Raw genomic sequence first — 12,665 nt, 5'->3', positions numbered from 1 at the left:
CCCGGATGACAGACGCCGCCCCTTCGAAGTTCCGCTTCCTGATGGTTCGGCACTTCACGCTGCCCGAGCATGTTCATGAGCGCTTCGGCATGAACGACCGGGCGCCGAAGGAGGCGATGCTGATGAACTATCAGCACCTCGCCCCTCTCCTCGAGGATGTCGATTGGGACTTCCATCCCGGCCCCATGGCCACGCATGGCGACGGCGACGGCTATCCCGAGACGCGCGAGGAACTGGCCATCGTCGGGTCGAACCGCCTTCCCGTGGTCCGGGAGGCCTGCGAGAGCGGGCGCTACAACGCTATCATCCTCCTCGGCGGGGTGGACCCGGGCTTCTGGGAAGCGCGCGAGATCGCCCAGCCCTATGGCGTGGCGGTGACGGCCAATGCCTTCGCCCAGATGCATGTCGCCTGCATGCTCGGCGCCCGCTTCAGCGTCCTCGACATCTCCGAGGGCCAGAGCGTGAAGATGGTGGATCTTATCCGCCTTTACGGTTTTGCCGACCGTTGCGCCTCGATCCGGGTCGTGGACTATCCCCTGCCGCGCAAGCCCTTCGACTACGGACGCTCCACCCTCGAGGAGCGCCGTGGCTTCGCCCGTGGCAAGCCATCCGCGATGCTGGAGGAGGCCGTGCGCGAGGCGATCGCCTGCATCGAGGAGGACGGCGCCGAAAGCATCATCCTCGGCTGTTCCGGCTGCTACTGGCTGCAGGACCCGCTGCAGAAGCGGCTGAAGGAGATGGGCTGGGACATTCCTGTTCTCGAGGGCTACCGCGCCGCCATCGAGGTGGCGAAGCTGATGGTCAATCTTGGCGTCGGGGCGAGCGGCATCGCCTTCCCGCCCCCGCTGCCGCGCCGTTGGCGCCGCATCAAGACCTTCTAGACTATTTCGACAGGTCGATGGTCCTGGAGATCTGGACCCACTGCTCCACGATTTCCGCGGTGCGGGCCTGGTGGGCCTCCGGCGTGTCGCCGATGGGGTAGACACCCCTGTCCCGCAGCGCGGGTCCTATGGACGGGTCGTTCAGGGCCGCGGCGAAGGCGTCTCTCAGTCGGAGCCGGATGGGCATCGGCGTCGCCGCCGGAACGTGGATGCCCCAGATGCTCGACACATCGACCCCTGGGACACCCTGTTCCCCGAAGGTCTTCACATTCGGCAGGGACGGGTCGCGGGCCGTGGTCGCCAGGCCGATCAGCTGCTCGTTCGACAGCAGCGCGCGCGGCCCGTTGAACATGACGCCGATATCGCCCGCGAGCAGCCCCGACATCAGTGGACCGGTCGAGCGATAGGGAACGTGCGTCATCTCGATCCCGGCCTTGAGGCAGAACAGCACGCCGGCGAAATGCGTGGACGCTCCCACCCCGCCAGAGCCATAGGCCACGCCGCCCGGATCGCGCTTGGCCGCGGCGATGAGATCGGGCAGCGTCTTCGTCGCGGCCTTCGGCCCTGCCATCAGCACCACGGGAGAATCCGCGAGCATGGTGACGCCCGCGAAGTCCTTCAGCGTGTCGTAGGGAAGCCGCTTCTGAATCGCGGGATTGAAGTAGAAGGTGTTGTCCGCAGCCAGGATCGTGTAGCCGTCCGGCTCCGAGCGGGCCACTATCTCCGTCCCGACGACCGTCGTCATGTCCGCACGGTTGTCCACCACGACAGTCTGGCCCAGTTGGGCGCTGAGAACAGGGACGAGCTGCCGGATGAGCACGTCGGTCCCCCCGCCGGCCGCGCGGGGCACGATGATGCGGATTGTGCGGGAGGGATAGGTGCCCTGTGCGAGGGCTGGCGTGGAAAGGCCCATGCCGACCAGTCCGCCCATGGCGCCGCGCCGCGTCACAATCATCTGCTGAGCTTTCCTGTCGGTGTGATGTGGCGCGCAACGTCGATTTGCGTGCGATGCGCTGCCATTCTGTCCGATCGAGATCGTTCTCGTGGGCTCATGACTTGTCAAGCGCATGGACATCGCGGCCGGGTTGGCTGTCATCGAGATGGTCGCGCCTGGCTTCTGCTGCAGTAGGGCGAAGCGTTGGTGGCGGGAGCCCGACTGGCTAGGCTCGAACCAGGAAGCCGATGATGACGCGAGGGATCGTGGCGGCCGTGCTGGATGGGCGTGGTCCTGCGCCAGACCTGCAGCGGACCATGGAATCGTGGCCCGCCGCTTGATGGTCTCGGGAACACCCCTCGTGGTCCCGCACTTCACCGCCAGGCGGGCCGTTGCGCCTTGCCACACATCATCGAGGTCTGCAGCCGATGCGTCGGCTTCAGGTGGCCTGCGCTGCCCGGATGCGCTGTGCGGCCATCTCTCCGATCATGACGCAGGTGAAATGCAGATTGGCGCAGCAGTCTGTGGGCATGATGGACGCGTCCGCCACCCTCAACCCGCGAACGCCGCGCACGACCAGGTCCGGATCCACCACGCCCCGCCGGTCCTCGTGGACGGTCATGCGGCAGGTGCCGGCCGCGTGCTGAATGTCTCCTGCTTCCTGGAGCATCAGGGCGTCCAACTCGGCGTCGGGCAGCGCCGCCGCCTCAGCCATGGCCAAACCGGTTTCCCCGAAGGTGATCGCGTCCGCGATGCGGGTCACGGGCTCCAGCCCGCAGAGCCGTGCCAGGCGCCGCACGCCGTCGCGCATCCGCAGCCGGTCCGCCGGGTGGTCCAGCATGTTCTCTTCAACCACCGGTGGCGCGTCCGGCTCCGCCGAGGTCACCCGCACTTCGCCCCGGGAGAAGACGTCGTAGAGCGCGACGCCGATGCCGCCGGCCGGCGCCACGCCGCCCTCGACCAGGCCGCGGTGGTTGTACGCGACCATGATCATGTCCCGCTCGCCGCCACCCCCGAGGCGGCTGCTGTAGGTGACGCAAAGGTTGGTATGGCGGGCGTCCGGATCCCCGGCGCGAAAGCCAGGCCTGAGGGCGAGGCTGGCGCGCAGGATGGGGTGGTCCATCAGGTTCTGCCCCACCGCGGGCTGATCATGCAGGACCGGGATGCCGAGGCCGCGCAGCGTCGCCGCCGGCCCGATGCCGCTACGCATCAGCAGGCCGGGGCTGTGGATCGCGCCGGCCGAGAGGACCACTTCCCGCGCGGCGAGCTCCTCCCACGCGCCATCGCCGAAGCGGACGCGGATGGCGCGGACGTCAGCGCCCTCGAACAGCACGCGGTCCACCAGGGCCTCGCCCCTTATCTCCAGGTTCGGGCGGCCCCGCGCGGGCTCCAGATAGGCGTCGTTCGTCGTGACCCGCACGCCGCCGCGCAGGTTGATCGGGTTGCAGGAGACTCCTTCGCCCTCCGGCGCGTTCAGGTCCGGCTTCAGGGGATAGCCATCGGATAGCGCAGCATCGCGCAGGGCAAGGTCCACCGCGCCCCAATCCCTCTCGGGCATGCGCCAGACCGGCAGCGGGCCGCCCTGCCGCCGGCCCGACACACCGAAATCCGCATCGTCCTCAATCCGGTCAAAGATCGGCATCACCTCCGCGGCGGACCATCCCTCGCAGCCCGCCTCGGCCCAGGCATCGAAGGCGGCGGGCACCCCGCGGATCGCGATCTGGGCGTTGACGGTGGAGGACCCACCCATCGTCCTGCCGCGCCAGTAGAACTTCGGCGCCTGCGCGCGGGTGCGGCGGGCCATCAGGCCGGGCCACTGCCAGTCCGCCTGATGCCGGGGATCGTGCATGAAGGGCACGATGTTGGGGCTGCGCAGCGCGGCCGGTGCCTCTGCCGAACGCCAGTCGCGGCCGGCCTCCAGCAGCAGGACGCGGCGCCAGGGATCTTCCGAAAGGCGCGCGGCAAGCGCGGCTCCCGCTGAACCGGCGCCGACCACGATGACATCGTACATAGGGATGCATTTCTCCAAGCGGTAAAGGACAGGGCTGTCGCAGGACCAGGATCGTCAGCATATCCTTGCAGCTTGCGCCATGGCTCACCGAGCGTTCGTAAGCTGCCAGTTTTCAGCCCACGGCTTTCGGCGGTCGTGCAGCCCTGGCAGTCATCAGTCTGCTACCGTCGCGGTCCCGGGAGCAGAAGCTGGTTTCGGAAGGTTCTGCGAGACGTGCCCCATCCGGAACGGGGGGCAATCCGATCAGGCCCTAGGCGCCCCGCCCCGTGCGATGTCTGGCCCGGATATCCAGAATGGCGGATGCAAAGATCTCGGGCTTCTCCTGCGGAAGATTGTGCCCACCATCTCGCACGATCCGATGTTCATGCGGCCCGGTGAAGTACGACGCGTGCTTCCCTGTTCCGCCCAAGGTCAGCACACCGTCCGCGCTGCCGTCGAGGGTGATGGCCGGCACGGTGATCGGCGGCTGCGCGGCAAGCTGTCGCTCGATCGGCTCCAGCGACGAGTCACCGTCTGCCAGCCCGAACCGGTGCCGGTAGGAGTGGATGACCACGTCCACGAAGTCTGGGTTATCGAAGCTCGCGGCCGTCCGCTCGAACGTCGCGTCGTCGAAGCGCCACTCCGGCGACCAGAGGCGCCACAGCAGGCGGCAGAGGTCCCGCCGATTCTCGGTCAGACCCAGCCGGCCGCGCTCGGAGTGGAAATAATACTGGTACCAGAGGCGTAGCTCGTTTTCCGGCGCCTGAGGTCGCCCTGATCGTGCGATGTCCTGGATGTTGTAGCTGTTCTGCGAGACAAGGGCATCGACGCGGTCCGGCCACAGTGCCGAGACGATGCAAGCGGCGCGGCCGCCCCAGTCATACCCGGCCAGCACGGCCGAGCGGATCCGGAGCGCGTCCATCAGGTCGAGGAGATCCCGCCCCAGGGCCGCTTGCTGCCCAGATCGCGGCGTCTCCCCCGAGCGGAAGCGGGTCGGCCCGTAGCCGCGCAGCCACGGCACGATCACCCGTGCGCCCGCCGAGGCCAGGATGGGCACCACCGCATCGTACGCGCGGACATCGTAGGGGAACCCGTGCATCAGGAGCACCGGCCATCCGTCCGGGTTGCCACTCTCCTCGAACGCAACGGTCAGAGTTCCGGCATTGACGAGGCTGTGCATGGCGGTTCTCCGGAAGCCCGGAGTGAGTTCCGGGTCGATTGCCTATAAGGGCGTCCGGGGCGATCCGGTAAGTCGGGTCGGGTCTGCGGCGCAACAACGCTGCCAATCCGCTCTCGAACTAACTCAGGCATATGGCCAGCAGGGGGGTGTTCGATCTTCTTGCGCGTGGCTCCTCCCGCCACGTCGTGCCGAGTGGGTGAACGTCCCGCTTTAGAACGGCATCGCAGCACAGAATTCGAGCAGATCGTTTGTGTCTAAGTCGACCAGTCCGCCGTTTCGCCCGCGTCCATCTCACCGGCCGCAACCCAGTTTTCCGACCGCCCAGGCTTGCTGCGCGGGCAGAAAAGTGGTCTTGACCCCGGACCAGGAACGGGGGCGGGACCAGGTTCCGCCGATCTCACATTACCGGCTGCCCGTTTCTAAGGGGGCAGGTCACCCTCGCTCTGCGGGAAACTCATCTGCAGGTAAGACGCGCGGTAGCTTTCAAGCGCGCGGGAATAGCAATCAGGGCACCGAATCCTTCAGGCCGATCACGGCTGGTACATGGCCCGGCGCAGCTCGTCGCTGAGCGTTCCGTGGGTGCGGGCCATGTTCGTAAGAAGCCGGTACGCCTCAGGCAGCAGGTGAGCTTGCCCGGTCGTCTCAAGCGCCTTGATGTAGTCCTTCTACCGCTCCATGCGCTGCTGCTGATCCCGGGCGCGCTCCAGAGCCCGCTCGTACCGATCCGGATCGGCTGACATTGGGAGGTTCCCCCATGTTTGATGGGATGAGGTACCGAGCGTTTCTGCGGGTAGCAATTGCAAAGGCTAAGGTTCTCCAGGGAGTATGGGAGGCGGCCAATTCGCGCATGAATGGTTTTTGGTGGTGACGGAAAGCATCTGCCATGTGCGCGTCCTCCTGAGCGGCGGCTTCGGATCCGTCAGGCAAACCTGGCTATGCGGTCTGGCCCGCTAGCGCCGCTTGGCGTGACGCTGGAGCCGAGGCACAGCTGTGCAGAAGAACTGGAACGACAACGTCCGCATTACCCTGCGGCTCAGCCTGGCCACGCCCTTGCCGACGTCGGCCGGACGCGCATTGGCGACCTGTGCCTGCGCACCCCGGGGTTCTGGATCACTCATCCTTCGTCCTTGTCTCCTGGGCGGATCCGCCGGGAATCGGCCAGCTCGATCCTGAGGTGGACGGAGTCCTTTCTTCTGACCGTCCCGTCCTGCCGATAGAGGCCGCGTCCGGTGAATGCGCGCCGATGCATGCTATGCGCAGGGGCTGGCGCCCGGGTTTGACACGCGGTGTTGACGAGGATTGAGGCTGGAACGGGGTTCTCTTTGGGGTTGCGCGGCCATCCTCTTCTGCTGGACCGCTGGTCGTCGGGCATCTCACGGGGAGATGAAGGGCGCGCCGACGATTGGTTTGCCTGGGTTAAAGCAGCACCGGCCGGCATGGCTCATCTGCTTCTCGCGGGGATGATCGCCACCCTGCTCTGAAGCGGAAGCGTCTCCCTCAACCTCTCAGCGGAAGGGCTGCTTTGCTGAAAAGCCTTATGTCGGAGGTTCGATCGGAGCGTCAGGGCGCGGTGGATCCCGCGATACGCGAGGTTCGGGCAGTAGCAGCGGCTGGAAGCGGCGCCCCGCAGATCGCGCCCGATGTGCCGGGCCGCCCTGTCGTGATCGTGCGCCGTAGGTCCAGCGGTGCAGGCCGGGCGACGGCACTTGCATCCACCCACGGTGGCGCTTCCGCCGTAGCGGCTGCGCGGCCCGCTGAGGTGCCCGACGACGTGGCGCGGAAATGCGCGACGCCCGGCGAGGTAGCCGGCTGCCGGATGCCTGACCTCTTCGGCCCTATCGATGCCTGGCGCCGGCCTTCGAAGCCACGACGTCGCGGGTGGTACGCCGTGAGCCGCGCTCCCGCCCCTTTCCCTTGCCCGATCCGTCAGGCACGCAGATGAAGGGCGAAGTGGGCGCCGGAGCGGCCCGGGGGCGGCTGCGGGCACGTCCGGAGCTCGGTTCGGCGCCGCGCGCACCTGTACCGGGGCTGCGGCCGCTCGAGCTCTCCATGGGGCGGGACGGGCTGCTGCGGGTGCCGGACGGAGCCTCGGCGACGCCTTGCCGCTGATCGTCATGCTGCACGGTGCCGGGGGTCATGCCGCTGGAACCCTCGGGCTGATCGAGGCGACCGCGCCGGGCGCGCTGCTGCTGCTGCCCGAGAGCCGCGGGCCGACCTGGGACGTCATCATGGGGGGCTACGGCGTGGACGTCGCTTTCCTGGACGCGGCGCTGGAGGGGGTCTTCCGGCATCACCGGGTGGACCCGCGCCGGATCGCCCTGGCCGGCTTCTCCGACGGCGCCTCCTACGCGCTGTCGCTGGCGCTTGGGAACGGCGATCTGTTCACCCATGCCCTTGCCTTCTCGCCCGGCTTCGCGGCGCCACCCGACCCGGTGGGACGGCCCCGGATCTTCATATCGCACGGAGAGGCGGACGACGTGTTGCCCATCGACCGCTGCAGCCGCCGCCTCGTGCCCGTGCTGCAGCGCGGGGGGTACGATGTCCGCTACCGCGAGTTCCCCGGCGGCCACTACGTGCCCGCGGGGATCGCGGAGGAGGCCGTGGCAATGCTGGCAGAGCCGCGGGCGGCATGAGTCCGGCAGCGAGGGGCCGATGATCTCCGTCGCGGCCCTTCGCTCCGCACTGATCCTGGCCGGAGCGCTGCTGCGGGTGGGGAGGGCGCCGCCGCTAGAGTTGCACGAGCGGCTGGCGATGGTTCCGCTGGAGGCTGCGCCCGTGGGGCAGCCCGTGGATCTCTGCTGGAGCGACCGGCAGCTGCCCTTCGTCGCGGCCCGGAGCGACCGCGACCTCGCGGTCGGCCTAGGGGTAGTGCACGCGCATCTCCGGCGCGCCCAGATGGAAATCCTCCGGCGCGTCTCGCAGGGGCGGGCGGCGGAGATGGTGGGGCCTGCGGGGATTGTGCTGGACCGCGCGGTACGCGGGCTCGACATCGGGCGCGCCGTGCCGGCGATCGAGCGGATGCTGCCGCCGGGCACGCGCGACTGGGTCGAGGGCTTCGTCGCGGGGGTGAACCACTACGCTGCCAGTGCGCGCGTCGCCCCACTGGAATGCCGCGTGCTGGCCATCGAGCCGGAGCCCTGGACGGTGGCCGACGTGCTGCGCCTGGGCCGCCTGTTCTCGGCGGATGTGAACTGGCCGCTGCTGTTCCGCATGCTCGGGCTGCGCCGCGGGCCGGAATGGGCGGGATGCTGGCAGGAACTGCTGCGCCATGGCACGGGCGCCTCGGCCGCGGAGCCGGAGGACGCGCTGGCGCAACTCGCTGCGATGTCGCGCTCCGGCAGCAATGCCTGGGCCGTGGGGCCGGCACGATCGCGCAGCGGTGCCCCGGTGCTCGGGGGGGATCCGCACCTGCCGATCACCGTGCCGAATGTCTGGATCGCCGTCGCCTGCCGCTCGCCGGGCCTCCACTTCTGCGGGCTGATGCTGCCGGGGCTGCCGGTGGCGGCCATCGGGCGCTCCCCGGCGCTGGCCCGGGGCGGAACCAACCTGCACGCGGCGAGCACCGACATCTTCGCCCTGCCGGAAGGGGCGCTGGAGGTTGCCTCCGCGCGCAGGGAGACCGTGGCCGTGCGGGGGGCGAGGCCCGTCACCTTCACCTTCCGTGAAACGCCCTACGGCCCCGTCCTGGGCGATGCGGTGCCGATGGAAGGGCCACCCCACGCCTTCCGATGGGTCGGCCATGACGCAACGGACGAGATGACGGCGCTTCTGCGCCTGAACGCGGCGCGCAGCCTGGACGAGGCGATGGAGGCGACGGCGGGCCTGGCCATCCCCGGGCAGAACTTCCTGCTGGCCTCGCGGGAGGGGCGGATCGCCAAGGTCACCGCGGCCCACCTGCCCCGCCGGACGCAGGACGCGCTGGCCGAGCCCGTCATGCCGCCCGCGGCGCTCTCGGCCTGGGACGGGCTGGCGAGCGGGGACGAACTGCCGCGCGAGGTGGATCCGGCCCGGGGCTTCGTCGTCTCCGCCAACGACCGGCCGCGCGCATCGCCGGTCCCCATCGGCCTGTTCTTCTCGCCGCCGGACCGGGCCGAGCGGCTGGCCGGGCTGCTGCGGAGCCGCCCGGCCCTGGGACTGGATGACGCGGTGGCGCTGCAGACCGACGTGCTCGTGACCGGTGCCCTCCCCCTGCGAGACCTCCTGCTGGAGCGCATCGGGGCCCTGCCGCCGCGCCCGGCGCGGCAGGCGGCGCTCCTCGGGGCAATGCGCGGATGGGACGGGTCCTATGACGCGGCCTCGGCGGGCGCGCTCGCCTTCGAGCTGGTGATCGGTCAGCTGGTGCGGCTTCTGCACTCGCCGGCACGGCGCGCGGCCTATGGCGCGGTCTGGAGCGGGCGGACGCTGCTGCTGGAGAGCTTCGCGGCGTGCCCACCCGAGACCTTCGCGCAGGCCCTTCAGCGGGCGCTGCGGCGCGCGGCCGGACCGTTCCGCGCCCATGGCCGCTGGGGCGCCCTGCACCGGCTGCGGCTGCAGCACCCCTTCGGCGCCCTGCCCCTGCTGGGGCGGCGGTTCCGCGCGGCCGACCTGCCCGCCGCCGGCACGACGGACAGCGTGATGAAGACTGCGCACGGGCCCGTCACGGGCCGGCACGCGGCCGCCTACGGCTCCATGGCGCGCTATGCCTTCGACCTCGCTAATCCCGATGCCAATCGCCTGACGCTGCTCGGCGGGCAGGATGGCTGGTGGGGAAGCGACACCGCGCTGGACCAGATCGCCCTGTGGGAACGGGGGGAGGGGGTCGAGGTGCCGCTCTCGGAGGCCGGGGCCGCGCGCGTCTTCCGCCACCGCACGACGCTGAGGCCGCGATGATCGACGCCACACCCCTGCTGCGCCTCTACGCCGCGCAGCGCCTGGAGCGGCTGCGGCGGCTGGACCCCGTCCGCGCCCAGGAGCGAACGCTCGGGCGGCTTCTCCGGAGGGCGGCGGGCACGGAATTCGGCCGCGCGCACGGCTTCCGCTCCATCCACAGCGTGCGGGATTACCAGGCCGCAGTTCCGCTGCGGCGCTTCGATGATTTCTGGCGGGACTGGATCGAGCCCGCCTTTCCCGTGGTGCGGAACCGGATCTGGCCGGGCACCATCCCCTACTACGCGCTCAGCTCCGGCACGAGCGGGGCGCGGACGAAGCACATCCCGGTCACGCGGGCCATGGCGCGGTCCAACCGCCGCGCCACGCTGGACCTGCTGACACACCACCTTGAGAACCGGCCGGAGAGCCGCGTCTTCGGCGGCAAGAGCCTGATGCTGGGCGGGAGCACGGACCTGATGCGGCTGGCCCCCGGCGTGGAGGCCGGCGACCTCTCGGGCATCGCCCAGCGCGAGGTGCCGTGGTGGGCGCGTTCCCGCCTCTTCCCGCCCGCGGAGATCGCGCTGATCCCGGACTGGGACCGCAAGGTGGAGCGCCTGGCCGAGGCGGCGCTGCGCGAGGACCTGCGCGTGATCGGGGGAACGCCGACCTGGCTCCTTGTCCTTTTCGAGCGCCTGCTCGAGCGCGCTGGCGGCGGGGAGCGGCGGCTTGCGGACCTTTTTCCGAACCTCGGAATGCTCGTCCATGGCGGTGTGCGCTTCGACCCCTTCCGCCCGGGGTTCGAGCGGCTGCTCGCCGGGAGCCGTGCCGAACTGCGCGAGGTCTATCCGGCAAGCGAGGGCTTCGTCGCCGTCGCGGACCGGCTGCCCGGCCAGGGAATGCGGATGCTCCTGGACAACGGCATCTTCTTCGAGTTCGTCCCTATCGGCGAGGTCGACAGCCCCAACCCCACCCGCCACTGGATCGGCAATGCGGAGCCGGGGCAGGACTACGCCCTCATCCTCACCACCAATGCCGGGCTCTGGTCCTACGTGCTGGGCGATACGGTGCGGCTGGTGGACCGCGCGCCGCCGAGGCTGCTGGTCACCGGCCGTACCTCCTACTTCCTGAACGCCTTCGGGGAGCATCTGACGGGCGAGCAGATCGAGGAGGGCGTGCTGGCCGCAGCCGCCGCGGTGGGAATCGAAGTCGGCGAATTCATGTTTGGCCCGCTATTCCCGCGCGAGGGTCGCGCGCCCGCGCACTGGCTGGCAGCCGAAGCCGCCGGCCCTGCCGATGCGGCGCGCTTCGCCGCGTCGCTCGATGCGGCGCTGCGGCACAGCAACGCGAATTTCGGCGATGACAGGCAATATGGCCGCCTGGCGCCGCCGAGCATCACCTTCCTTCCACCGGGCGCCTTCGCGGCCTGGATGCGCCGGCGCGGCAAGCTTGGCGGACAGAACAAGGTGCCGCGCATCGTGCAGGACGACCGGCCGCTCGAGGAACTGCTGGTCTGGCACCAGAAGCATTCCAGCATGCCGTTTTCACCCGGTAGCCACGCCGCGTCACAGGAGGAAGAATGAACGAGGCCACGACCGAGCAGCCATGCAGCCCCGAGATGGCCGAGCAGTATGCCGCGCTCGGCCGCTTCGTCACCGTGTTCGAGGAGACGGTCAACCTCATACGCACGGCGACGGTCGGGATGCTCGCCGCGAGCCATCGCCACGAGAAGCTCGTCAACATCGCCTTTCACAGCAGCGTCATGACGGCCGCGCCCCTTTTCCAGGTGTTCCGGGCCGTGGTGGGGCAGATCGTCACGGACGAGGATTACGAATTCCCCGCCACGATGGGGCCGGACATCCTCTCCATCATGAACCAGGTCGCGAGCGAGTTTGAGGTCGTGCAGCAGGCCCGCAACAACCTGCTGCACGGCACGTGGGAGGTGAGCTGGTGCGGCGCGCATGGGAGCGGGCTGCCGGTATTCATAGTGACGAAGCTGAAGCCATCCAGGATCGGCCTCAGCCGGGCCGAGGTGCCGTCCCGCCCCGATGAGTTGGGCGACCTGGCGGACCGCTGCCTCTCGGTGCAGGCTCTGATCGAGCGGGTGGTCCAGGCCGTGGCCACGAAGCCAACGCCCGTGCTGGGCACGCTCTTCGCGAGAGAGGATGGCGCCTGGGTGCCGCACGGGGTAGCTCAACTGACCTCGTTCAGCGATACCTGACCCCCTCGATCACCCGCTCTTGACCCTTGCTGCGGCTGCGGCTGCGGCGATCAGGGAGTGGGAGTGGGGATCCAGCGGCGGTGACGTTGGGCGTCGAAGATTCCGAGTGCCCGGCTCCGCTCGTCCGTGAGCCGTACAGTGCCCGGGCCTCGCTCTGTCTCATACCCTACGTTCACTGTTGTCCGGCACTCCGCGACATTGCCTTCGCCGCGGGTCGAGCAGGTCAGAACCTCGATATGAGTAACCTGGACCAGATCCTCTTTCTTCATATCCATGGCAGGCCTCGTTTCAAGGAAACGCAACAGCTAGCCAGGCCAGCTGACCACGTCATTGACCTGGGATACGCGGGAGCCTCAACTGGCCGCAGCGGTCTCTCCGTCGCGACAAAGGGTGCCGATGGAGTGTTCGCATCCAGCACGCGTCCAGCAAGTCAAATAGGTCAGGCGAGTGGTCCGGCTCGCGCCGCCATGGCCCTCGTACCTCTCTGGCCGGCTTGGTCGCGGCAGCCAGGTCGATGCAGGCTTCGGTCACACGTTTTCTTCGCCTCAGGTGGCTGGGCCGCGCCACAGTGTCGATGCGGCGCTGACCCCGCCTTCCTGCTGCTCCTGGTCCAG

At 69.2% G+C, this 12,665-nt stretch carries 8 protein-coding genes; 5 read left to right on the top strand and 3 right to left on the bottom strand.

Annotation, left to right across the window (positions count from 1 at the left end):
* The first annotated feature begins 5 nt into the window (after nucleotides 1-5).
* A complete protein-coding gene (locus J5Y10_RS19570) occupies nucleotides 6-881 on the top strand; it encodes an aspartate/glutamate racemase family protein (RefSeq protein ID WP_209375788.1) in 876 nt (291 codons plus the stop codon).
* Nucleotide 882: 1 nt separating this feature from the next.
* On the opposite strand, the gene J5Y10_RS19565 is transcribed toward J5Y10_RS19570, so the two are convergent.
* The 3 genes from J5Y10_RS19565 to J5Y10_RS19555 form a co-directional block, all read right to left on the bottom strand.
* Nucleotides 883-1,836 carry a Bug family tripartite tricarboxylate transporter substrate binding protein gene (locus J5Y10_RS19565; RefSeq protein WP_209375787.1) on the bottom strand — a complete coding sequence of 318 codons (954 nt, stop codon included), beginning with the start codon at nucleotides 1,834-1,836 and terminating at the stop codon, nucleotides 883-885.
* 418 nt (nucleotides 1,837-2,254) lie between these two features.
* Entirely contained in the window at nucleotides 2,255-3,826 is a 1,572-nt protein-coding gene (locus J5Y10_RS19560; RefSeq protein ID WP_209375786.1) for a GMC family oxidoreductase, read from the bottom strand.
* 250 nt (nucleotides 3,827-4,076) lie between these two features.
* The gene (locus J5Y10_RS19555) at nucleotides 4,077-4,985 is read right to left on the bottom strand and encodes an alpha/beta fold hydrolase (protein ID WP_209375785.1); all 909 of its coding nucleotides are present in this window, start codon (nucleotides 4,983-4,985) and stop codon (nucleotides 4,077-4,079) included.
* Between the two features lie 2,099 nt (nucleotides 4,986-7,084).
* Here J5Y10_RS19555 and J5Y10_RS19550 point away from each other — a divergent pair.
* Genes J5Y10_RS19550 through J5Y10_RS19535 form a run of 4 tightly spaced genes read left to right on the top strand, consistent with a single transcriptional unit; the run spans nucleotide 7,085 to nucleotide 12,051 of the window.
* Entirely contained in the window at nucleotides 7,085-7,618 is a 534-nt protein-coding gene (locus J5Y10_RS19550) for an alpha/beta hydrolase (RefSeq protein ID WP_209375784.1), read from the top strand.
* Nucleotides 7,619-7,637: 19 nt separating this feature from the next.
* A complete protein-coding gene (locus J5Y10_RS19545) occupies nucleotides 7,638-9,854 on the top strand; it encodes a penicillin acylase family protein (protein ID WP_209375783.1) in 2,217 nt (738 codons plus the stop codon).
* Nucleotides 9,851-11,413, top strand: coding sequence for a GH3 family acyl-acid amido synthetase (locus J5Y10_RS19540; RefSeq protein ID WP_209375782.1), 1,563 nt, complete (start codon nucleotides 9,851-9,853; stop codon nucleotides 11,411-11,413). Before J5Y10_RS19545 ends, J5Y10_RS19540 begins: the two co-directional genes overlap by 4 nt.
* Complete coding sequence (locus J5Y10_RS19535; protein WP_209375781.1) at nucleotides 11,410-12,051, top strand: hypothetical protein; 642 nt, start codon at nucleotides 11,410-11,412, stop codon at nucleotides 12,049-12,051. The genes J5Y10_RS19540 and J5Y10_RS19535 overlap by 4 nt, the downstream gene beginning before the upstream one ends.
* The last annotated feature ends 614 nt before the right edge of the window (nucleotides 12,052-12,665 follow it).

The organism is Roseomonas indoligenes, assembly GCF_017813365.1.
Classification (GTDB): domain Bacteria; phylum Pseudomonadota; class Alphaproteobacteria; order Acetobacterales; family Acetobacteraceae; genus Roseomonas; species Roseomonas indoligenes.
The sequence above is the reverse complement of the archived record's forward strand: the minus strand, read 5'-3'. Positions and strand labels throughout refer to the sequence as shown.

Coding starts and splice junctions, on each gene's coding strand:
- J5Y10_RS19570 (WP_209375788.1), top strand. CDS start 6: ATGACAGACGCCGCCCCTTCGAAGTTCCGCTTCCTGATGGTTCGGCAC.
- J5Y10_RS19565 (WP_209375787.1), bottom strand. CDS start 1,836: ATGATTGTGACGCGGCGCGGCGCCATGGGCGGACTGGTCGGCATGGGC.
- J5Y10_RS19560 (WP_209375786.1), bottom strand. CDS start 3,826: ATGTACGATGTCATCGTGGTCGGCGCCGGTTCAGCGGGAGCCGCGCTT.
- J5Y10_RS19555 (WP_209375785.1), bottom strand. CDS start 4,985: ATGCACAGCCTCGTCAATGCCGGAACTCTGACCGTTGCGTTCGAGGAG.
- J5Y10_RS19545 (WP_209375783.1), top strand. CDS start 7,638: ATGATCTCCGTCGCGGCCCTTCGCTCCGCACTGATCCTGGCCGGAGCG.
- J5Y10_RS19540 (WP_209375782.1), top strand. CDS start 9,851: ATGATCGACGCCACACCCCTGCTGCGCCTCTACGCCGCGCAGCGCCTG.
- J5Y10_RS19535 (WP_209375781.1), top strand. CDS start 11,410: ATGAACGAGGCCACGACCGAGCAGCCATGCAGCCCCGAGATGGCCGAG.